This window comes from Streptantibioticus cattleyicolor NRRL 8057 = DSM 46488 (assembly GCF_000240165.1).
Classification (GTDB): Bacteria; Actinomycetota; Actinomycetes; order Streptomycetales; family Streptomycetaceae; genus Streptantibioticus; species Streptantibioticus cattleyicolor.
The window spans coordinates 4,367,476-4,386,602 of the sequence record NC_017586.1; the positions used below are offsets into that span (position 1 = coordinate 4,367,476).

Below are 19,127 nucleotides of genomic sequence, written 5' to 3' on the forward strand. Positions count from 1 at the left end.
TTCCGGCCGTGCGCATGGCAGTGTTGCATCCATGTGCGGAAGGTATGCGGCGAGCCGGCAGGCCGAGGACCTGGTCGGCGTCTTCGAGGTGACCAAGTGGGACCCGGCCGAGACGCTGGCCCCGGACTGGAACGTGGCCCCCACCAAGCAGGTCCACGTGATCCTGGACCGCCCCGACAAGGAGACCGGCGATCCGGAACCGGTGCGCCAGTTGCGGGTGGTGCGCTGGGGGCTGGTGCCCTCCTGGGCGAAGAACCCGGACGGCGCCGCCCGGTTGATCAACGCCCGCTCCGAGACCGTGCACGAGAAGCCGTCGTTCCGCCGCCCGTTCGTCAGCCGCCGCTGCCTGATACCCGCCGACGGCTATTACGAGTGGGGTCTCCCCGCCGAAGGCAGGGGACGGGTCACCGGCGCGGAGGAGCGCGCCCTGGAGGAGGCCGGCCGCCGCAAACGCCCGCGCAAACAGCCCTACTTCGTCACCCCGGCCGACGGCTCGGTGATGGCCATGGCCGGGCTGTACGAGTTCTGGCGCGACCGCACGCTCCCCGACGACCACCCGCAGGCGTGGTGGGTGACGTGCACCGTGCTCACCACCGAGGCCGACACCGAGCCCTTCGCGGACGCCGGGGAGCGCCCCGGGCCGCGTTCGCTCGCCGAGATCCACCCGCGCATGCCGCTGGCGCTCACCCCGGACCGCTGGGACGCCTGGCTCGACCCGTCCCGCACCGACCCCGGCGAACTGCGCGAGCTGCTGACGGCGCCGCCGGCCGGGTGGCTGCGCGCCCACCCGGTGGCCACCGCCGTCAGTGACGTACGCAACAACGGACCGGAGCTGGTGGCCGCGCTGCCCGCCCCGGAGGAGGAGACCCTGTTCTGATGGCCGCCACCCCCGCCGGCCCGGCGCCCGCCGCCGAGACGGTGCCCACCCCGGCCGGCGACGCCCGCGTCCACTGGCACCGCGCGCCGCGCCCGCACACCGTCCTGGCGCTCGGCCACGGCGCCGGCGGCGGCGTCGACGCCCGCGACCTGGCCGCGCTCGCCGCCGACCTGCCCGCCCACGGGGTCACCGTGGCCCTGGTCGAACAGCCCTGGCGGGTGGCGGGAAAGAAGGTCGCGCCCGCCCCGAGGACGCTCGACGCCGCCTGGCACGCGCTGTGGCCCGCGCTGGCCGCCCCCGGGCTGCCGGTGGTGGCCGGCGGACGCAGCGCCGGCGCCCGGGTCGCCTGCCGTACCGCCGCCGCCCTCGGCGCCCGGGCGGTGCTGGCCCTGTCGTTCCCGCTGCACCCGCCCGGCCGCCCGGAGCGGTCGCGCGCCGCCGAACTGCTGGACACCGCCGTCCCGGTGCTGGTGGTGCAGGGCGGCCGGGACCCGTTCGGGCGCCCCGCGGAGTTCCCGCCGCTGCCGCCGCGCATCACCCTGGCCGAGGTCCCCGGCGCCGACCACGGCCTTGCGGTGGCCAGGAGCGCGGGGATCACCCAACGGGAGGCACTGGACCGGATCACCGACGCCGCCCGCGACTGGCTGGCCGCCCTGGGACGGGCCACCCGGTGACCCGACGGGCCCGCGGGACGGGAATGACCGGCGGGACGACGGCGTTGTGCCAGGCGTCCGCGGTCCGCAGGCGTCAAGAGGAAGGCTGCCGCATGGTTTCAGTCATGAGCACGGCTCGCACCGAGGCCGGCTACCTGACATGGCCCGAGTGGCCCGCCGCGGGTCCCTCCCCGGCGGCGGCGCACAGGGGCGGATCCGGCGGCGGCGTGTCGTCCGAGATATTCTCCGAATCGGGCGGCGGCGCACACGGCCTCGCCACGCTGGCGGAGGAGGTGGGTCCGGTCACAGGGACCGACGACGGTACGACGGAGGAGCAGCCGCGCCCCCGCCTGGACGCGGAGAGCCCCGAGGAGCGCAGCGCGCGCTTCGAGCGGGACGCGCTCACCTTCCTCGACCAGATGTACTCGGCGGCGCTGCGCATGACGCGCAACCCGTCCGACGCCGAGGACCTGGTGCAGGAGACCTACGCCAAGGCGTACGGCTCCTTCCACCAGTTCCGTGAGGGCACCAACCTCAAGGCGTGGCTGTACCGCATCCTCACCAACACCTTCATCAACTCCTACCGCAAGAAGCAGCGCGAACCCCAGCGCAGCGGCACGGAGGAGATCGAGGACTGGCAGCTGGCCCGCGCCGAGTCGCACATGTCGACCGGCCTGCGGTCGGCCGAGTCGCAGGCGCTGGACCACCTGCCCGACTCGGACGTGAAGTCGGCGCTCCAGGCGATCCCGGAGGAGTTCCGGATCGCGGTCTACCTGGCGGACGTCGAGGGGTTCGCCTACAAGGAGATCGCCGACATCATGGGGACGCCCATCGGCACCGTGATGTCGCGTCTGCACCGCGGGCGGCGCCAACTGCGCGGCCTGCTGGAGGACTACGCGCGCGAGCGCGGGCTGGTGCCCGCGGGCGCGAGCGCCGGAACGGGCGAGTCGCACGATCGGAAAGGCTCGGACCAATGAGCTGCGGCAACCCGCACGAGACGGACTGCTCGGAGGTGCTCGGCCACCTCTACGAGTACCTCGACCACGAGATGTCCGAGGGCGAGTACCACAAGTTCGAGGAGCACTTCGGCGAGTGCAGCCCGTGCTTGGAGAAGTACGGACTCGAACAGGCCGTGAAGAAGCTGGTGAAGCGGTGCTGCGGACATGACGACGTCCCCGGCGACCTGCGGTCCAAGGTGCTCTCCCGGATCGAGCTGATCCGCTCCGGCCAGTACCCGTCGGCCCAGGCCCCAGGCGCCGCCGAATCCGCCCCGCCCCCCGCCGCCCCCCGCACCACCGAGGCCGAACCCAGCGCCGGCTGACACCGTTCCCCCCGCCGCAGGCGGCAACGGGCGCGGTCCGGCCGCCCGTCCCGCACGGGCGGCCGGACCGCGCCCGTTGCCTTCTCCCGGCCCCTCCGCGCACCGGCACAGCCGTCCCCGCGGCCACCCGGAAGGGGCCGAACCGCCCGGTAAGGAGCGGGCGCCCGCGTGGACGTGGTTGGATGCGCACACGGACGCACACCGCACCGCAAACGGTCGCGGGTACGCCGTGAAACGACCGGAACGTGCAGAAGAAGGGCAGCGGCAGGACTTGCCGGGCGTGGGGGCGGGCAGCGGATGGGTATGAGCCGTACCCGGGAGGGCGAGGAGGAGCGGTGAGCGTCGAAATCCAGGCGGAAATGGTCGCCGAAGTATGGGAGGTTGTCGCTCAGGAGGGCGACGCGGCCCGGCACGGCGACCCGGCGGTCGACGGCTGACCGGCACCCTCCGGCACCACCGCGCAACCAGCGACCAGGACACCAGCAGGCGGGAATCGTGAGGATCTTCGGCAGAGTGCGGCACCGGCCCTCCGCCACCTGGCGGCAGGCCACCGACCGTGCCTTCACGCTGATCGACGACGGGCGTTACGAGGACGCCGGCGCGCTGCTCACCCGAGCCGCCGACCTGGAGCCCTGGCTCCCCGAGTCCTGGTACAACCTGGCGCTGCTGCACAAGTTCCGGCACGACTGGGAGCAGGCCCGGGCGGCCGGACTGCGCGCGGTGGCCCTCCTCGACCGGGACACCGGCGCCCCCGACTGGTGGAACATCGGCATCGCCGCCACCGCCCTGCAGGACTGGCCGCTGGCCCGCCGCGCCTGGCAGGCGTACGGGCTGCGGATGCCCGCCGCGCAGGCCGCCGCCCCCTCCGACGCCCCGGTCAGCATGGCGCTGGGCAGCGCCGCGGTCCGGCTCTCCCCGGAGGGCGAGGCCGAGGTGGTCTGGGGCAAGCGGCTCGACCCGGCCCGGCTGGAGGTGCTCAGCATCCCGCTGCCGTCGTCCGGCCGCCGCTGGGGCGAGGTGGTGCTGCACGACGGCGTCCCGCACGGCGAGCGGGTGGCGGTGGACGGCGGCACCTTCCCGGTCTTCGACGAGATCGAGCTGTGGGCCCCCTCCCCGGTGCCGACCTGGCTGGTGCTGCTGGAGGCGGCCACCGAGGCCGACCGGGACGCCCTGGAGCGGCTGGCCGCCGACGCCGGGTACGCCGCCGAGGACTGGTCGTCCTCGGTCCGCCTGCTGTGCCGCTCCTGCTCGGAGAGCCGGATGCCCACCGACGACGGCTCCGACGCCTCCCGCGACCCGCACGACCAGGGCGAGCCGGGCCACCCCGGCCACCTCAGCCACCGCAGCCCCGGGGCGCTGTGGGTGCCCGAGCGCGAATGCGGCATCGCCGCCCCGGCCGGCCTGGTGCGCGGACTGCTCGACAGCTGGGTCGCCGACAGCCCGGACAGCCGTGACTGGCGCGATCTGGAAGAGGTCTGCTGACCGCTTCGGCCGTACTCTGTAAGGCGCAGACCGCGAAGATCAGGAAGGCGTACCCGGAGCAATGGCGCAGCAGCAGACCGACGACGAGCAGGTGTCGGAGTTCATCGACGACACGGTGGACGCGGAGGAGCGCGAGCGCGCCCACCGCGAGCGGGGCACGGTCCGGCCGATCACCGTGGTCGGCAACCCCGTGCTGCACAAGGAGTGCGCGGACGTCACCGCTTTCGACGACGACCTGGCCCGGCTGATCGACGACATGTTCGCCAGCCAGCGCGCCGCCGAGGGCGTCGGCCTGGCCGCCAACCAGATCGGCGTCGACCTGAAGGTCTTCGTCTACGACTGCCAGGACGACGAGGGCGTGCGCCACGTCGGCCACGTGGTCAACCCGGTGCTCGACGAGGTGCCCGCCGACCGCCGGGTGCTGGACGACTCCAACGAGGGCTGCCTGTCGGTCCCCGGCGCCTACATGGAGCTGGCCCGCCCCGACTACGCCGTGGTGCGCGGCAAGGACATGCACGGCAACCCGATCGCGGTGCGCGGCACCGGCTACTTCGCCCGCTGCCTCCAGCACGAGACCGACCACCTGTACGGCTACCTGTACATCGACCGGCTCTCCAAGCGCGACCGCAAGGACGTCCTCAAGCAGATGGCCGAGAAGACCCCGCGCTACGAGACCGTCCCCAACGACTGACGCGGCGGCGTACACAGCCGCCTCATAGCCCGCTGTGCCAGCGTGGCCTGCCATGACGACAGGCCGACGACGGCGCGGCGGGCTTTCCGCGCCGGTACGCACCACGCTCAGCAAGGTCCCGGAGGTCACCGGGGTGTTCTGGATCACCAAGGTGCTCACCACGGGCATGGGGGAGACCACCTCCGACTGGCTCGCGCACGTCCTCGACCCGGTGGTCGCGGTGGGCCTGGCCGGGGTGGCGCTCGCCGCCGTGCTCGCCCTCCAGTTCACCGTGACCGCCTACGTGCCGTGGATCTACTGGACGGCCGTCGTCATGGTCAGCGTCTTCGGCACCATGGCCGCCGACGTGGCCCACGTCGGCCTCGGCGTGCCGTACGAGGTCTCCGCGGCGGCCTTCCTGGTGGCGCTGGCGGTGATCTTCGGCCTCTGGTACGCCAGTGAGCGCACGCTCTCCGTCCACCGCATCCGCAGCCGGCGCCGGGAGGCGTTCTACTGGGCGACCGTGCTGGTCACCTTCGCGCTGGGCACCGCGGTGGGCGACCTGACCGCGGCCACGCTGGGGCTGGGCTACCTCTCCTCCGGGCTGCTGTTCGCCGTGCTGATCGCGGTGCCGGCGCTGGCCCACCGCGGCCTGGGGCTGGGCGCGGTGCCGGCGTTCTGGGCCGCCTACGTGGTCACCCGGCCGCTGGGCGCCTCGTTCGCCGACTGGATGGCGGCGCCGGGCGCCCACGGCGGGCTCGGCTGGGACTATGGCCCGGTGAGCGCGGTGCTCACCGTGGTGATCGTGGCCCTGGTCCTGTCCCTCCAGGCGGCTCAGAAGTCGTCGTCGAAGGAGACCGTGCCCTCCACCGCCACCTGGTAGGCCGAGGCGCGGCGCTCGAAGAAGTTGGTCAGCTCCTGGACGTTCTGCAACTCCATGAAGGAGAACGGGTTCTGCGAGCCGTAGCGGACCGGCAGCCCGAGCCGGACCAGCCGCTGGTCCGCCACGCACTCCAGATAGGCGCGCATCGACTCGGTGTTCATCCCCGGCAGCCCGTCACCGCACAGGTCGCGGGCGAACTGCAACTCCGCCTCGACCGCCTCCTCCAGCATCGCGGTGACCTGCTTGCCCATCTCCTCGTCGAACAGGTCGGGTTCCTCCGCCCGGACGGTGTCGACCACCTGGAAGGCGAAGTCCATGTGCATCGACTCGTCGCGGAAGACCCAGTTGGTGCCGGTGGCCAGGCCGTGCAGCAGGCCCCGGGAGCGGAACCAGTAGACGTAGGCGAAGGCGCCGTAGAAGAAGAGCCCCTCGATGCAGGCGGCGAAGCAGATCAGGTTGAGCAGGAAGCGGCGCCGCTCGGCCTTGGTGCGCAGCCGGTCGATCTCCTCCACCGAGTCCATCCAGCGGAAGCAGAACTGCGCCTTCTCGCGGATCGACGGGATGTTCTCCACCGCCGCGAAGGCCGCCGCCCGGTCGTCCGGATCGGGCAGGTAGGTGTCGAGCAACGTCAGGTAGAACTGGACGTGCACGGCCTCCTCGAACAGCTGGCGCGACAGGTACAGCCGGGCCTCGGGCGAGTTGATGTGCTTGTACAGCGTGAGCACCAGGTTGTTGGCGACGATCGAGTCACCGGTGGCGAAGAAGGCCACCAGGCGGCCGATCAGATGCTGCTCGCCCGGGGAGAGCTTGGCCAGGTCGGCCACGTCGGAGTGGAGGTCGACCTCCTCCACGGTCCAGTTGTTCTTGATGGCGTTGCGGTACCGCTCGTAGAAGTCCGGGTACCGCATCGGCCGCAGCGTCAGCTCGAAACCGGGGTCGAGCAGGTTCTTGGGACGGTTGTCGGACGGGTTCACTGACATGCCTCGCAGGACTCGGGGTTCTCCAGGGAGCAGGCGATCGCCTCGGCGTCGGGCGCCTGCTGGGGGACGGCGGCGGTGGCGGTGGCCGCGCCCGCCGCCCGGGCGATCCGGGTGGCCGGCCGGGACCGCAGGTAGTAGGTGGTCTTCAGCCCCTTCTTCCACGCGTAGGCGTACATCGAGCTGAGCTTGCCGATGGTCGGCGCGGCCATGAAGAGGTTGAGCGACTGGCTCTGGTCCAGGTACGGGGTGCGGTCGGCGGCCATGTCGATCAGCGCCCGCTGCGGCAGCTCCCACGCCGTGCGGTACAACGCCCGTACGCCGGCCGGGATCCAGCCGAGGTCCTGCACCGAGCCGTTGGCCTCGCGCAGCGCCTCCCGGGTGCGGGCGTCCCACACCCCCAGCTTCTTCAGATCGGCCACCAGGTACGTGTTGACCTGGAGGAACTCACCGCTGAGCGTCTCGCGCTTGAACAGGTTGGACACCTGCGGCTCGATGCACTCGTAGACCCCGGCGATGGAGGCGATGGTGGCGGTCGGCGCGATCGCCAGCAGCAGCGAGTTGCGCAGCCCGGTACGGGAGATCCGCTCGCGCAGCGCCGTCCACCGGTCCGGCCAGGCCGGCTCGGTGGGGAAGTGGTCGGGGTGGAGCACCCCGCGGGCCGCCCGGGTCCGCTCCCACGCCGGGTGGGGCCCGTGGCGTTCGGCCAGCGCGCAGGACTGCTCGTAGGCGGCGAGCATGACGCGTTCGGCGATCCGGGTGGACAGCGCCCGCGCCTCGGGCGAGTCGAACGGCAGCCGCAGCCGGAAGAAGACGTCCTGGAGCCCCATCACCCCCAGACCCACCGGCCGCCAGCGGGAGTTGGAGGCGGCGGCCTGCTCGGTCGGGTAGTAGTTGATGTCCACCACCCGGTCCAGGAAGGTCACCGCGGTGCGCACGGTGGCGTCCAGCTTCTCCCAGTCGACCGAGGCGTCCGCGGTCAGATGGGCGGCGAGGTTGACCGAACCGAGGTTGCACACCGCGGTCTCGCCGTCGTCGGTCACCTCCAGGATCTCGGTGCACAGGTTGGAGGAGTGCACCACGCTGCCGGGTTCGGCGGTCTGGTTGGCGGTGCGGTTGGCGGCGTCCTTGAAGGTCATCCAGCCGTTGCCGGTCTGCGCCAGGGTGCGCATCATCCGCGCGTACAGCTGCCGGGCCGGGACGCGCTTGATCTGGCGGCCGGCGGCTTCGGCGGCCCGGTAGGCGGCGTCGAACTCCTCGCCCCACAGGTCGACCAGCTCGGGCACGTCGGCGGGGGAGAACAGCGACCACTCGGCGTCCGCCTCGACCCGGCGCATGAACTCGTCGGGGATCCAGTGCGCCAGGTTGAGGTTGTGGGTGCGCCGGGCGTCCTCGCCGGTGTTGTCCCGCAGCTCCAGGAACTCCTCGACGTCGGCGTGCCAGGTCTCCAGGTAGACGCAGGCCGCGCCCTTGCGCCGGCCGCCCTGGTTGACCGCGGCCACCGAGGCGTCCAGGGTGCGCAGGAACGGCACGATGCCGTTGGAGCGGCCGTTGGTGCCGCGGATCAGCGAACCGCGGGAGCGGATCCGGCTGAACGGCAGCCCGATGCCGCCGGCGTGCTTGGAGAGCCGGGCGACCTGGTGGTAGCGCTGGTAGATCGAGTCCAGCTCGTCCAGCGGCGAGTCCAGCAGGTAGCAGGAGGACATCTGCGGGTGCCGGGTACCGGAGTTGAAGAGCGTCGGCGAGCTGGGCAGGTAGTCCAGCCGCGACATCAGCCGGTAGAGCGAGGCCACCTCCTCCACCGCCGCGGCCGAGTCGTCGGCGGCCAGCCCGCAGGCCACCCGGAGCAGGAAGTGCTGCGGGGTCTCCACCACCTGCCGGGTCACCGGGTGGCGCAGCAGGTAGCGGCTGTAGAGGGTGCGCAGCCCGAAGTAGCCGAAGCGGTCGTCGCCGGCCGGGTCGATCAGCGCGTCCAGCCGGCCGGCGTGGGCGGCGGTGAACGCGGCGGTGGCGTCCGCGATCAGCCCCTCGCGGTGGCCGGTGGCGATCGAGGAGGAGAACGAGGTCACCTGCTGGCCGGCCGCCTCCTCGGTGATGGCGCGGGCCAGCAACCGGGCGGCGAGGAAGCTGTACTGCGGGTCCTCGGAGATCAGCCCGGCCGCCGCCTCGGTGGCCAGGTCGCGCAGTTCGGCCGCGTCGGAGCCGGCGTGCCGGCCGCGCAGCGCCGCCGCCGCGACCCGGCCGGGGTCGGTGTCGGGCAGGTCGGCGGTGAGCTCCATGAGGGTGCGCAGCAGCGCGGTGCCCGGCTCGTCCGGCGGAACGGCGGTTGCTGACGCGGGGTCTGCGGGAGCGATGGTCACGGCGGTCTCCTCGTACGCGGCGGCCCCGTTGCGAGCGGGACCACGGCCGCGTACGGCATGCCGCAGACAGGGCAGGGCAGGCCGCGTCACGTCCGCAGACCCAACCCGCGAGGCCCGGACATCTGTTGCCCCTTCGGAGCAGCCCGAAGTGGCGCTGCCGGCAGGTACTCGGACTTCTCCGGCGCGTCGGGCACGCCGGGACACCGTTGCGGGGCAGTCCCGGAATCTCACCGGGTTCCCCTGCGACAGCAGCGGTGATGAGCATACATCTAGTGCCGGGTCCGTTTGCGCGGCCCTAGATGTAGTGTCCGGGGCGTGCTGGGGTACTCGTCCCCGAACGCCGACGGGCCGCCGTACCCCGGTGCGTCGGGGTACGGCGGCCCGTGCGGGGCCGGCCGCGGCCGTGGGGTCAGTGGCCGGCCGGGGCCAGCGGACGCTCCTGCTGGACGCCGGGGTCGCCGATGTCGGCGGTGTAGTCGTCCCGGGTGGTCTCGTCGGCGCCGTCCGGTGCCCCGACCGCCCGCAGCACCACGGTGAGGACCACCGCGACCACCACGTTGAGCACGAACGCCGTCATGCCGATGTAGCCGATCTGCCCGATGCCCGGGATCAGCTTGGAGCTGCCGCCGAAGTGCTTCTGCGTCGGGCTCGCCACCGACCAGGCCGCCCAGGTGCCGTAGACCATGCCGACCGCCCAGCCGGCCAGCAGCGCCCAGCGGTGGAACCAGCGGGTGTACAACCCGGCCACCAGCGACGGGAAGGTCTGCAGGATCCAGATGCCGCCCAGCAGCTGGAAGTTGATGGCCACCGTCTTGTCCATGGTGAGCACGAAGATCAGCGCGCCGACCTTGACCACCAGCGAGACCAGCTTGGAGACCTTGGTCTCCTGGGCGGCCGTGGCGTCCGGCTTGATCAGGTCCTTGTAGACGTTGCGGGTGAACAGGTTGGCCGCGGCGATGGACATGATGGCCGCCGGCACCAGCGCGCCGATCCCGATCGCGGCGAAGGCCACCCCGGCGAACCAGGACGGGAACATGTCCAGGAAGAGCTGGGGGATGGCGAGCTGGCCGTTGTAGCCCTTGACGCCCTTGCCCACGCCGGCCGCGATCGCCATGAAGCCCAGCATCGCCAGCAGCCCCAGCATCAGCGAGTACAGCGGCAGGATCGTGGTGTTGCGGCGCACCACGTTGCGGCTGCGGCTGGAGAGGGTGGCGGTGATCGAGTGCGGGTACATGAACAGCGCCAGCGCCGAGCCGAGCGCCAGCGTGCCGTACGCCCACTGCGCCTTGGGCCCGCTGGCCAGCTCCCCGCGGGGTTTGCCGGTGGCCGGGTTGACCTTGGCGAGCGTCTCGCCGGCGGTGTGGAAGATGTGCGAGAAGCCGCCGAGCCGGATCGGGATGTAGATGATCGCCACCGCGATGACGATGTAGATCAACGCGTCCTTGACGAAGGCGATCAGCGCCGGCGCGCGCAGCCCGGAGGAGTAGGTGTAGGCGGCCAGCACCGCGAAGGCGATCAGCAGCGGCAGGTCCTTGACGAACCAGTTGGACGAGGCGCCGCCGCCCACCCCCATCACGTCCAGCACCGCCTGGATGCCCACCAGTTGGAGCGCGATGTACGGCATCGTGGCCAGCAGCCCGGTGACCGCCACCGCCAGCGACAGACCCTTGGAGCCGTACCGGCCGCGCACGAAGTCCGACGGGGTGACGTAGCCGTGCCGGTGCGAGACCGACCACAGCCGCGGCAGGAAGCAGAAGATCAGCGGGTAGACCAGGATGGTGTACGGCACCGCGAAGAACCCCGAGGCGCCGGCCGCGTAGACCGCCGCCGGCACCGCCACGAAGGTGTACGCAGTTTACAGGTCGCCGCCGAGCAGGAACCAGGTGATCCAGGTGCCGAAGCTGCGTCCGCCCAGCCCCCATTCGTCCAGGCTGTGCGCGTCGGCGGCGCGCCGCCAGCGGGCGGCGAGGAAGCCCAGGACGGTGACGAGCAGGAAGAAGAAGACGAAGACGCCCAGCGCGACGCCGTTGACCCCGTGCTTCACCGGCCGTCCCCCTTGCGCGCCCGCTCCTCGCGCCGCACCAGCAGGTAGGCGGTCGAGGTCAGCCCGGCGGAGACGATCACCCAGGCCATCTGGTACCAGTAGAAGAACGGGATGCCCAGCAGCGCCGGCGTCACCCGGGCGTAGGAGCCCACCCACAGCATCGCCACGAACGGCAGGACCAGGCAGACGCCGGCCACCACCCGGGACGGGGTGATGACCGGCCTCGTCGTCGGCGGCGGTTTCGTCATGGCGGCTCCCCGTGGCTCGGCCGGACCGTGCGGACGTCGGCGGAAGACTTCGGCAAGTGGTTTTCGCCACGCGGAAGACCACGTGACGCGCTCGAAATCTAGGCCAGTGTCCAGGTCACCGTCACCACCTGTCCGCATATCGGTACGGAAACGATCCGGCCAACGGTGGCCCTGGGGAGGGACGTTGGGAACGTCAGTCCGGACGGCGCAGCCGGGCGACGAACTTGTAGCGGTCGCCGCGGTAGACCGAGCGCACCCATTCCACCGGTTCGCCCGTGGTGTCCAGGGAGTGCCGGGAGAGCAGCAGCATCGGCAGGCCGACGTCGGTGCCGAGCAGCCCGGCCTCGCGCGGGGTGGCCAGCGAGGTCTCGATGGTCTCCTCGGCCTCGGCCGGCCGGACCCCGTAGACCTCGGCGAGCGCCGCGTACAGCGAGGTGTGCTTGGCCAGGTTGCGGCGCAGCGCCGGGAAGCGCTTGGCGGACAGGTGGGTGGTCTCGATGGCCATCGGCTCGCCGTTGGCCAGCCGCAGCCGTTCGATCCGCAGCACCCGGCCGCCGGCCTTGATGTCCAGCAGCCCGGCGAGCCGGTCGTCGGCGGTGACGTACCCGATGTCCAGCAGTTGGGAGGTGGGCTCCAGGCCCTGCGCCCGCATGTCCTCGGTGTAGGAGGTCAGTTGGAGCACCTGGGCGACCTTGGGCTTGGCGACGAAGGTGCCCTTGCCCTGGATGCGTTCCAGCCGGCCCTCGACCACCAGCTCCTGGAGGGCCTGGCGGACCGTGGTGCGCGAGGTGTCGAACTCGGCGGCCAGCGTGCGCTCGGGCGGTACGGGGGTGCCGGGCGGCATGGTCTGGGTGATGTCGAGCAGATGCTTTTTCAGGCGGTAGTACTTCGGCACCCGCGCGGTGCGGGTACCGTTCCCGCCCGTGGTGGTCTCGCCCGTCTCCGTCGCCGGTGCCCCGGCGCCCCCGTCGCTGTCCATCGCCCGCTCTCCCGACTCGCCTTCCGCCTGCTCCGTCCGTTCTGACGTCACCGGCTCCTCCGTCCTGGGCCCTGCCGGCCCGCTCGGGCCCGGAGGGCGGCTGTAATGGTGGCATGGGCCGACCCGCGCACCTAGCCGTGGGCGGCTTTCCCGGGCCAGGTGTCGGTCCGATAACGGACTTCCCTGTCGCTCTTATACACCCTTGACACCCCTAAAGGTCTAGGCCAAGCTCCGGGTTACTGGTCTAAACCATTAAAGACCACATCCCAGACCCACGGGCAGGACGCGTACCCGTACGAGTTGCGGTGGCGGTATTCGGGCGGTGGGGGGAGTTTCCGGTGCATCCTGAGGAGGGTGACGTGAAGCGCAAGCTCCTCGCGGCGGTAGCCGTCGCGGCGATGGCAGTATCGGTGGCCGCCTGTGGCTCCAGCGACGGCAAGGACAAGGCATCCGGTTCCGGCGGCGGCAAGAAGCTGACCGTATGGGTGATGAGCGGCTCCAACCCGCCCGGCTGGACCAAGGACATCACCGCCGCTTTCGAAAAGCAGAACCCCGGCGTCACGGTGGACGTCAAGGTCCAGGTCTGGGACGGCATCCAGCAGAAGCTGACCACCGCGCTGTCGGAGTCCAACCCGCCGGACGTGGTGGAGATCGGCAACACCCAGACCCCGTACTACGCGGCCACCGGCGGTCTGATGGACCTCAGCGGTGACAAGGCCGGCCTCGGCGGCAACGACTGGGTGCCGGCGATCAACGCCTCCGCCGTCTTCCAGGGCAAGCAGTTCGCCGCCCCCTGGTGGGTCACCGGCCGCGTGGTGATCTACAACAAGAAGATCTGGTCCGACGCCGGCATCAAGGACGTCCCCAAGACCCAGGACGAATTCGTCAAGGACCTGGAGACCATCAAGTCCAAGGGCACCGCCGACGCCCTCTACCTGCCCGGCCAGAACTGGTACGCCTTCGACGGCATGCTGCTGGACGCCGGCGCCGACCTGGTGAAGAAGGACGGCGACAAGTACGTCTCCAACCTCGGCAGCCCGCAGGCCGCCGACGCCGTCAACCTCTACAAGAAGCTCAACGCCCTGGGCACCGCGCCCAAGGACAAGGACGAGGCCACCCCGCAGCAGTCCGACGTCTTCGCCAAGGGCGACGTCGGCGCCTTCATCGGCCTGGGCTGGGAGGCGGCCGGCGCCGTCGCCAAGAACCCCAAGCTCAAGGACGAGATCGGCTACTTCCCGATCCCGGGCAAGACCGCCGACAAGCCCGCCAAGGTCTTCCTCGGCGGCTCCAACCTCGCCATCGCCCAGGCCAGCAAGAACGCCGACCTGGCCAAGAAGTTCCTCAAGCTGGCGCTGTCCGACCAGTTCGAGGGGGAGCTGGCCAAGGAAGGCGGCGTCATCCCCAACAAGACGGCGCTCGACTCCAACCTGACCGGCAACCCCTTCGCCACCGCCGCCGCCACCGCCTCGGCGGGCGGCGGCACCACGCCGCTGATCCCGGAGTGGGGCAACGTGGAGAACACCCCCAACCCGATCAAGTCGCTCTTCATGACCGCCGTCCTCCAGGGCCAGGACCCGGCCGCCGCGGCCAAGGCGGCCGACGCCGAGGTCAACAAGCGGCTGAGCCAGAAGCAGTGACCCCAGCCGGGCGGGGCGGCACCGCGCCGCCCCGCCCGACGGTGAACCACACGTAACGCAGCGCGGGAGGAAGACACAGGCATGGCTGCGCAGACAACCCGGACGCCGGCGCGTCCGCCCGGGCGGAGCACGCCGGCCGCTCCCCCCGCCGACCAGCGGCGGCCCCGGCCGGCCCGGACCCCGGCGGCCGGCCGCGGCGCGCCGTACCTGCTGATCCTGCCCGCGCTGCTGGCCACCGCCGCGTTGCTGGTCTACCCGGTGGTGCGCAACCTCGTCATCTCCTTCCAGAACCTCAACGCCTTCCAGCTCATCCAGCACACCACCGACTGGACCGGGTTCAGCAACTACACCGACCAGCTCACCAGCGGCGAGTTCTGGCACACCACGCTGCGCTCGGTGCTCTTCACCATCGCCAACGTGGCGCTGATCATGGGCGGCGGCACCCTGGTCGGGCTGCTGCTGAACCGGCTCGGCCGACGGATGCGGCTGCTGCTGTCGACCGGCCTGACGCTCGCCTGGGCCATGCCGTTCGTCGCCGGCACCACCGTCTACCAGTGGCTCTTCGACACCCAGTACGGCGTGGTCAACTGGTGCCTGGCGCAGCTCGGCTGGCACTCGATGGCCGGTTACAACTGGCTCGGCAACCAGTTCTCCACGTTCGCCGTGATCACCCTGATGGTGGTCTGGCAGTCGATCCCGTTCGTCGCCCTCAACCTCTACGCCGGGCTGACCACGGTCTCCCACGAGATCTTCGAGGCGGCCCGGATGGACGGCGCCGGCCCCTGGCGCACGTTCCGCTCGGTGACCTACCCGATCCTCAAGCCGTTCTTCCTGTCGACCACGTTCCTGGAGATCATCTGGGTCTTCAAGGCGTTCACCCAGGTGTACGCGCTCAACGCGGGCGGACCCGCGGGCAGCACCCAGACCCTGCCCGTCTACGCCTTCATCCAGGGCGTCGGCAACCAGCACTTCGGCATGGGCGCGGCGATCTCCACGCTGACCATGCTGATCCTGCTGGCGCTGATGGCCTACTACTTCCGGATCATTCTGAAGCAGGAGGACGAGCTGTGAGGCGTGCAACGGCCGGACGCGTCTGGAGCAACACCGCAGCCGTCGTCCTCTTCGTCTTCTTCGCCTTCCCGGTCTACTGGATGGTCACCACGGCGTTCAAGCCGGACCTGGACATCATCAGCAAGACCCCGGTCTTCGTGCCCTTCGACGGCACGCTGGCGCACTTCACCAAGGCCGTGCACGCGGCCGGCTTCTGGACGCTGGTGCGCAACAGCTTCACCGTCACCCTCGGCGCGGTGCTGCTGTCGCTGATCGTCTCCATGCTGGCCGCCTTCGCGCTGGCCCGGATGCGGTTCCGGGGCCGCAAGGCGTTCATCCTGATGATCATGGTCGCCCAGATGGCGCCCTGGGAGGTCATGACGATCTCCGTGTACATGATCGTGCGTGAGCAGGACCAGCTCAACAGCCTGGTACCGCTGATCCTCTTCTACATGATGATGGTGATGCCGCTCACCGTCTGGACGCTGCGCGGCTTCATCGCCGCGGTGCCCAAGGAACTGGAGGAGTCGGCGCTGGTGGACGGCTGCACCCGCCGGCAGGCGTTCTTCCGGGTGGTCTTCCCGCTGCTCGCCCCGGGGCTGATGTCCACCTCGCTGTTCGGCTACATCACCGCCTGGAACGAGTTCCCGCTGGTGCTCATCCTCAACAAGGACAACGGCCAGACGCTCCCGCTGTGGCTGACCGAGTTCCAGACCAACTTCGGCAACGACTGGGGGGCCACCATGGCCGCCTCCACCCTGTTCACCCTGCCGGTGGTCGTGGTCTTCCTGGTGCTCCAGCGCAAGGCGGTGGGCGGGCTGACCGCCGGGGCGGTGAAGGGATGACCACCACGGCGCCCGCCACCCTCACCCGCGACGCGCTCGCCGTCCTCCAGCCCGGCTTCACCGGCACCACCCCGCCCGACTGGGTGCTGCGCCGGCTCGGCGAGGGGCTGGGCTCGGTCGCCCTGTTCGCCCGCAACATCGAAAGCCCCGAGCAGGTGACCGCGCTCACCGCCCGGCTGCGCGCCGAGTCCCCGGAGCTGATCGTGGCGGCCGACGAGGAGGGCGGCGACGTCACCCGGCTGGAGGCTTCCACCGGCTCCTCCTTCCCCGGCAACCACGCCCTCGGCGCGGTGGACGACCCCGGGCTGACCCGGGCGGTCGCCCGCGAACTCGGCCGCCGGCTCGCCGCGTGCGGGGTCAACCTCGACTGGGCGCCCTCCGCCGACGTCAACTCCGACCCCGGCAACCCCGTCATCGGGGTGCGCTCCTTCGGCGCCGACCCCGCGCTGGTCGCCCGGCACACCGCCGCCTACGTCCAGGGGCTCCAGGAGGCCGGGGTGGCCGCCTGTACCAAGCACTTCCCCGGCCACGGCGACACCGACGTCGACTCCCACCACGACCTGCCGCGCGTCGACGCCGACCTGGCCACGCTGCACGCCCGCGAACTGGTCCCGTTCCGCGCCGCGGTGGCCGCCGGGAGCAAGGCCGTGATGAGCGCCCACATCCTGCTCCCCGCGCTCGACCCCGACCTGCCCGCCACGCTCAGCCCGGCCGCCCTGACCGGTCTGCTGCGCGCCCCCGCCGACCGCGGCGGCCTCGGCTTCGACGGGCTGATCGCCACCGACGCGGTGGAGATGGCCGCCATCTCGGCCCGTTACGGCATCGAACGCGGCACCGTGCTGGCGCTCGCCGCGGGCGCCGACGCCATCTGCGTGGGCGGCGGCCTCGCCGACGAGGGGACGGTGCTGCGGCTGCGGGACGCCCTGGTGGCCGCGGTACGCGGCGGTGAGCTGGCCGAGGAGCGCCTCGCCGACGCCGCCGCCCGGGTCCGCGCGCTGGGCGCCTGGGCCCGCCGCCAGGCCGGCGCCGCGGTGGCCGCCGACCCGGAGATCGGGCTCACCGCGGCCCGCCGGGCACTGCGGATCACCCGGGCCGGGGAGCCTCCGGCGCCCGGCGGACCGGTCCACGTGGCCGCCCTCACCCCGGTGGCCAACATCGCGGTGGGCGACGTGACGCCGTGGGGGGTCGGCGCCGAGCTGGCCCGGCTGCTGCCCGGGACGGCCACCGCCACGTACCGGGAGGCCGACCTGGCGGCAAGCGGTCTGCCCGCCTTGGTGGCAAATGTGCTCCGGTCGGCGGCGGACCGTAGGATCGTCATCGTGGTTCGCGACATCCACCGGCACCGGTGGATGGCTGACACCGTGCACGCCCTGCTGGCCGCCAGGCCGGATGCCGTCGTCGTGGAGATGGGCGTGCCGCAGGCACCTCCGCTCGGAGCGCTGCACATCGCGACCCACGGCGCGGCGCGCGTGTGCGGGCGGGCAGCCGCGGAAGTCATCGCCGGCAAGGACGCCGGTCGCTGACCCTTTCGCGTAGACGACACAGCCTGGAGGCCCAACGCATGTCCGCCCCGACTCCGACCCAGCCGCAACACGTGCCGGGCCGGATCATGTCCGGCGAAATGGCCGAGCAGCCCGCGGTGCTGCGCCGCATCCTCGACGAGGGCGCCCCGCACATCCGCCGGGTCGCCGAGCAGGTCGCGGCCCGCAACCCGCGGTTCGTGCTGCTCACCGCGCGCGGCACCTCCGACAACGCGGCGCTGTACGCCAAGTACCTGATCGAGGTGTTGCTGGGCAAGCCGGCCGGCCTGACCTCGATGTCCACCACCACGGCCTACGGCGCCCAGCCCGACCTGACCGACGTGCTGGTGATCACGGTCAGCCAGTCCGGCGGTTCGCCCGACCTGGTGGCCTCCACCAAGGCCGCCCGGGAGGCCGGCGCGATCACGCTGGCGGTCACCAACAACGCCGGCTCCCCGCTGGCCGAGGTCTCCGAGTTCCACATCGACGTCCTGGCCGGCCCGGAGAAGGCGCTGCCGGCCACCAAGACGTACACCGCCGAACTCCTCGCGCTCTACCTGTTCGTGGAGGGGCTGCGCGGCGGGGACGGCTCGGCCGCCAAGGTGCTGCCGGAGCTGGCCGAGCAGATCCTGGCCCGGCAGGACGAGGTGCGCACGCTCGCCGCCCGTTACCGGTTCGCCGAACGGCTGGTGCTCACCTCCCGCGGCTACGGCTACCCCACCGCCAAGGAGGCGGCGCTGAAGCTGATGGAGACCAGCTACATACCGGCGCTCTCCTTCTCCGGCGCCGACCTGTTGCACGGTCCGCTGGCCATGGTCGACAACGTCTCCCCGGTGATCGCCATCGTCACCGAGGGCAAGGGCGGCCAGGCGCTCCAGCCGGTGCTCGACCGGCTGCGCGGGCGCGGCGCCGACCTGGTGGTCATCGGCAGCCAGGCCCAGGTCGAGGCGGCCTCGGCGGGCTTCGTACTGCCCACCGCCGGGGTGGCCGAGGAGGTGCAGCCGATCCTGGAGATCATCCCGTTGCAGCTGCTGGCCTACGAGGTCACCATCGCCCGCGGCCAGGACCCGGACGCCCCGCGCGCCCTGGCCAAGGTCACCGAGACCCGCTGACCGGGCAGCCGCCCGTACGTCACCGAAGGTCCCCCGTCCGGCTGGACGGGGGACCTTCGCCGTTCACCGGCGCGGTGTCGACTCGGCCTCCGCCGCCTCGGGCGCGGCCGGGCGGCGGAGCGAGTACGCCCGGGGCGTAGACAACCGGGAATGGTCTAGTCCACAATGGGTGGACGACGACGGCGGCATCCGGGGGATTTCCCGGTAGCCTTGAACCCCGCCCTCCCCGCACAGGAGGACGGACGGGACGCGGTGCTCTCTGCCCTGACGGCACCGGGTCCCCACTTCAGTCGGCACCACCGGCCGCGCGGACCGCACACCGCTCGGGTACCGGCGCCGACGGCAGCTCCGGGCTGCGGTGCCGGAAGGGCTGAGGGTCCCTTCCCGGCGCCGCGGCCCGCGGCGAGCGCCACCGCCGACCGGAGCCCGGGTGAACACACGCGCGAAAGTGCACGTCCGACGCGGGTAC

General features: G+C 71.8%; 16 protein-coding genes, 1 pseudogene and 1 riboswitch. Of the genes and pseudogenes, 12 read left to right on the forward strand and 5 right to left on the reverse strand.

From position 1 onward, the window contains the following. Window positions 1-31: 31 nt before the first annotated feature. The 7 genes from SCATT_RS19275 to SCATT_RS19305 all read left to right on the forward strand — a co-directional run bounded on the left by SCATT_RS19275 (window position 32) and on the right by SCATT_RS19305 (window position 5,886). Window positions 32-877: an SOS response-associated peptidase gene (locus SCATT_RS19275; RefSeq protein WP_014144792.1), complete on the forward strand. Its 846-nt coding sequence runs from the start codon at window positions 32-34 to the stop codon at window positions 875-877. Beyond that, window positions 877-1,551: an alpha/beta hydrolase family protein gene (locus SCATT_RS19280; RefSeq protein ID WP_014144793.1), complete on the forward strand. Its 675-nt coding sequence runs from the start codon at window positions 877-879 to the stop codon at window positions 1,549-1,551. Before SCATT_RS19275 ends, SCATT_RS19280 begins: the two co-directional genes overlap by 1 nt. 272 nt (window positions 1,552-1,823) lie before the next feature. Then, window positions 1,824-2,507: a sigma-70 family RNA polymerase sigma factor gene (locus SCATT_RS19285; protein ID WP_041825151.1), complete on the forward strand. Its 684-nt coding sequence runs from the start codon at window positions 1,824-1,826 to the stop codon at window positions 2,505-2,507. Next, on the forward strand, window positions 2,504-2,851 hold the full coding sequence (gene rsrA / locus SCATT_RS19290) for a mycothiol system anti-sigma-R factor (protein WP_014144795.1): 348 nt from the start codon (window positions 2,504-2,506) through the stop codon (window positions 2,849-2,851). The genes SCATT_RS19285 and rsrA overlap by 4 nt, the downstream gene beginning before the upstream one ends. A 495-nt stretch (window positions 2,852-3,346) precedes the next feature. Further along, window positions 3,347-4,333: a tetratricopeptide repeat protein gene (locus tag SCATT_RS19295; RefSeq protein WP_014144796.1), complete on the forward strand. Its 987-nt coding sequence runs from the start codon at window positions 3,347-3,349 to the stop codon at window positions 4,331-4,333. Window positions 4,334-4,394: 61 nt separating this feature from the next. Next, window positions 4,395-5,024 (forward strand): peptide deformylase, encoded by a 630-nt coding sequence (def, locus tag SCATT_RS19300; protein WP_014144797.1) that lies wholly within the window; start codon window positions 4,395-4,397, stop codon window positions 5,022-5,024. A 52-nt stretch (window positions 5,025-5,076) separates the two neighbouring features. Continuing rightward, on the forward strand, window positions 5,077-5,886 hold the full coding sequence (locus SCATT_RS19305) for a COG4705 family protein (protein ID WP_014144798.1): 810 nt from the start codon (window positions 5,077-5,079) through the stop codon (window positions 5,884-5,886). Here SCATT_RS19305 and SCATT_RS19310 read toward each other — a convergent pair. The 5 genes and pseudogenes from SCATT_RS19310 to SCATT_RS19330 all read right to left on the reverse strand — a co-directional run bounded on the left by SCATT_RS19310 (window position 5,838) and on the right by SCATT_RS19330 (window position 12,494). Next, the gene (locus SCATT_RS19310) at window positions 5,838-6,866 is read right to left on the reverse strand and encodes a ribonucleotide-diphosphate reductase subunit beta (protein WP_014144799.1); all 1,029 of its coding nucleotides are present in this window, start codon (window positions 6,864-6,866) and stop codon (window positions 5,838-5,840) included. The genes SCATT_RS19305 and SCATT_RS19310 overlap by 49 nt on opposite strands. Further along, window positions 6,857-9,223: a ribonucleoside-diphosphate reductase subunit alpha gene (locus SCATT_RS19315; protein ID WP_014144800.1), complete on the reverse strand. Its 2,367-nt coding sequence runs from the start codon at window positions 9,221-9,223 to the stop codon at window positions 6,857-6,859. Before SCATT_RS19315 ends, SCATT_RS19310 begins: the two co-directional genes overlap by 10 nt. Window positions 9,224-9,377: 154 nt before the next feature. Then, window positions 9,378-9,475, reverse strand: a riboswitch (adenosylcobalamin-variant (AdoCbl-variant) riboswitch). Between the two features lie 157 nt (window positions 9,476-9,632). Next, window positions 9,633-11,267 (reverse strand): annotated as a pseudogene (gene mctP / locus SCATT_RS19320) (monocarboxylate uptake permease MctP). Then, window positions 11,264-11,515 carry a DUF3311 domain-containing protein gene (locus tag SCATT_RS19325; protein WP_014144802.1) on the reverse strand — a complete coding sequence of 84 codons (252 nt, stop codon included), beginning with the start codon at window positions 11,513-11,515 and terminating at the stop codon, window positions 11,264-11,266. Before SCATT_RS19325 ends, mctP begins: the two are co-directional and overlap by 4 nt. Before the next feature lie 193 nt (window positions 11,516-11,708). Further along, window positions 11,709-12,494, reverse strand: a complete 786-nt coding sequence (locus SCATT_RS19330) for a GntR family transcriptional regulator (RefSeq protein WP_041824876.1) — start codon at window positions 12,492-12,494, stop codon at window positions 11,709-11,711. Between the two features lie 359 nt (window positions 12,495-12,853). Here SCATT_RS19330 and SCATT_RS19335 point away from each other — a divergent pair, with 359 nt between their 5' ends. The 5 genes from SCATT_RS19335 (at window position 12,854) to SCATT_RS19355 (ending at window position 18,658) form a co-directional block, all read left to right on the forward strand. Then, the gene (locus SCATT_RS19335; RefSeq protein WP_014144804.1) at window positions 12,854-14,131 is read left to right on the forward strand and encodes an extracellular solute-binding protein; all 1,278 of its coding nucleotides are present in this window, start codon (window positions 12,854-12,856) and stop codon (window positions 14,129-14,131) included. Between the two features lie 81 nt (window positions 14,132-14,212). Beyond that, window positions 14,213-15,202, forward strand: coding sequence for a carbohydrate ABC transporter permease (locus SCATT_RS19340; protein WP_014144805.1), 990 nt, complete (start codon window positions 14,213-14,215; stop codon window positions 15,200-15,202). After that, window positions 15,199-16,026 (forward strand): carbohydrate ABC transporter permease, encoded by an 828-nt coding sequence (locus SCATT_RS19345; protein WP_014144806.1) that lies wholly within the window; start codon window positions 15,199-15,201, stop codon window positions 16,024-16,026. Before SCATT_RS19340 ends, SCATT_RS19345 begins: the two co-directional genes overlap by 4 nt. After that, on the forward strand, window positions 16,023-17,549 hold the full coding sequence (locus SCATT_RS19350; protein WP_014144807.1) for a glycoside hydrolase family 3 protein: 1,527 nt from the start codon (window positions 16,023-16,025) through the stop codon (window positions 17,547-17,549). Before SCATT_RS19345 ends, SCATT_RS19350 begins: the two co-directional genes overlap by 4 nt. A 38-nt stretch (window positions 17,550-17,587) precedes the next feature. Continuing rightward, entirely contained in the window at window positions 17,588-18,658 is a 1,071-nt protein-coding gene (locus SCATT_RS19355; protein ID WP_014144808.1) for an SIS domain-containing protein, read from the forward strand. The last annotated feature ends 469 nt before the right edge of the window (window positions 18,659-19,127 follow it).

What these genes read in the sequence shown, in the direction of transcription:
- SCATT_RS19275 (WP_014144792.1), top strand. Translation starts at nt 32, where the DNA reads ATGTGCGGAAGGTATGCGGCGAGCCGGCAGGCCGAGGACCTGGTCGGC.
- SCATT_RS19280 (WP_014144793.1), top strand. Translation starts at nt 877, where the DNA reads ATGGCCGCCACCCCCGCCGGCCCGGCGCCCGCCGCCGAGACGGTGCCC.
- rsrA (WP_014144795.1), top strand. Translation starts at nt 2,504, where the DNA reads ATGAGCTGCGGCAACCCGCACGAGACGGACTGCTCGGAGGTGCTCGGC.
- def (WP_014144797.1), top strand. Translation starts at nt 4,395, where the DNA reads ATGGCGCAGCAGCAGACCGACGACGAGCAGGTGTCGGAGTTCATCGAC.
- SCATT_RS19305 (WP_014144798.1), top strand. Translation starts at nt 5,077, where the DNA reads ATGACGACAGGCCGACGACGGCGCGGCGGGCTTTCCGCGCCGGTACGC.
- SCATT_RS19310 (WP_014144799.1), bottom strand. Translation starts at nt 6,866, where the DNA reads ATGTCAGTGAACCCGTCCGACAACCGTCCCAAGAACCTGCTCGACCCC.
- SCATT_RS19325 (WP_014144802.1), bottom strand. Translation starts at nt 11,515, where the DNA reads ATGACGAAACCGCCGCCGACGACGAGGCCGGTCATCACCCCGTCCCGG.
- SCATT_RS19330 (WP_041824876.1), bottom strand. Translation starts at nt 12,494, where the DNA reads ATGGACAGCGACGGGGGCGCCGGGGCACCGGCGACGGAGACGGGCGAG.
- SCATT_RS19340 (WP_014144805.1), top strand. Translation starts at nt 14,213, where the DNA reads ATGGCTGCGCAGACAACCCGGACGCCGGCGCGTCCGCCCGGGCGGAGC.
- SCATT_RS19350 (WP_014144807.1), top strand. Translation starts at nt 16,023, where the DNA reads ATGACCACCACGGCGCCCGCCACCCTCACCCGCGACGCGCTCGCCGTC.
- SCATT_RS19355 (WP_014144808.1), top strand. Translation starts at nt 17,588, where the DNA reads ATGTCCGCCCCGACTCCGACCCAGCCGCAACACGTGCCGGGCCGGATC.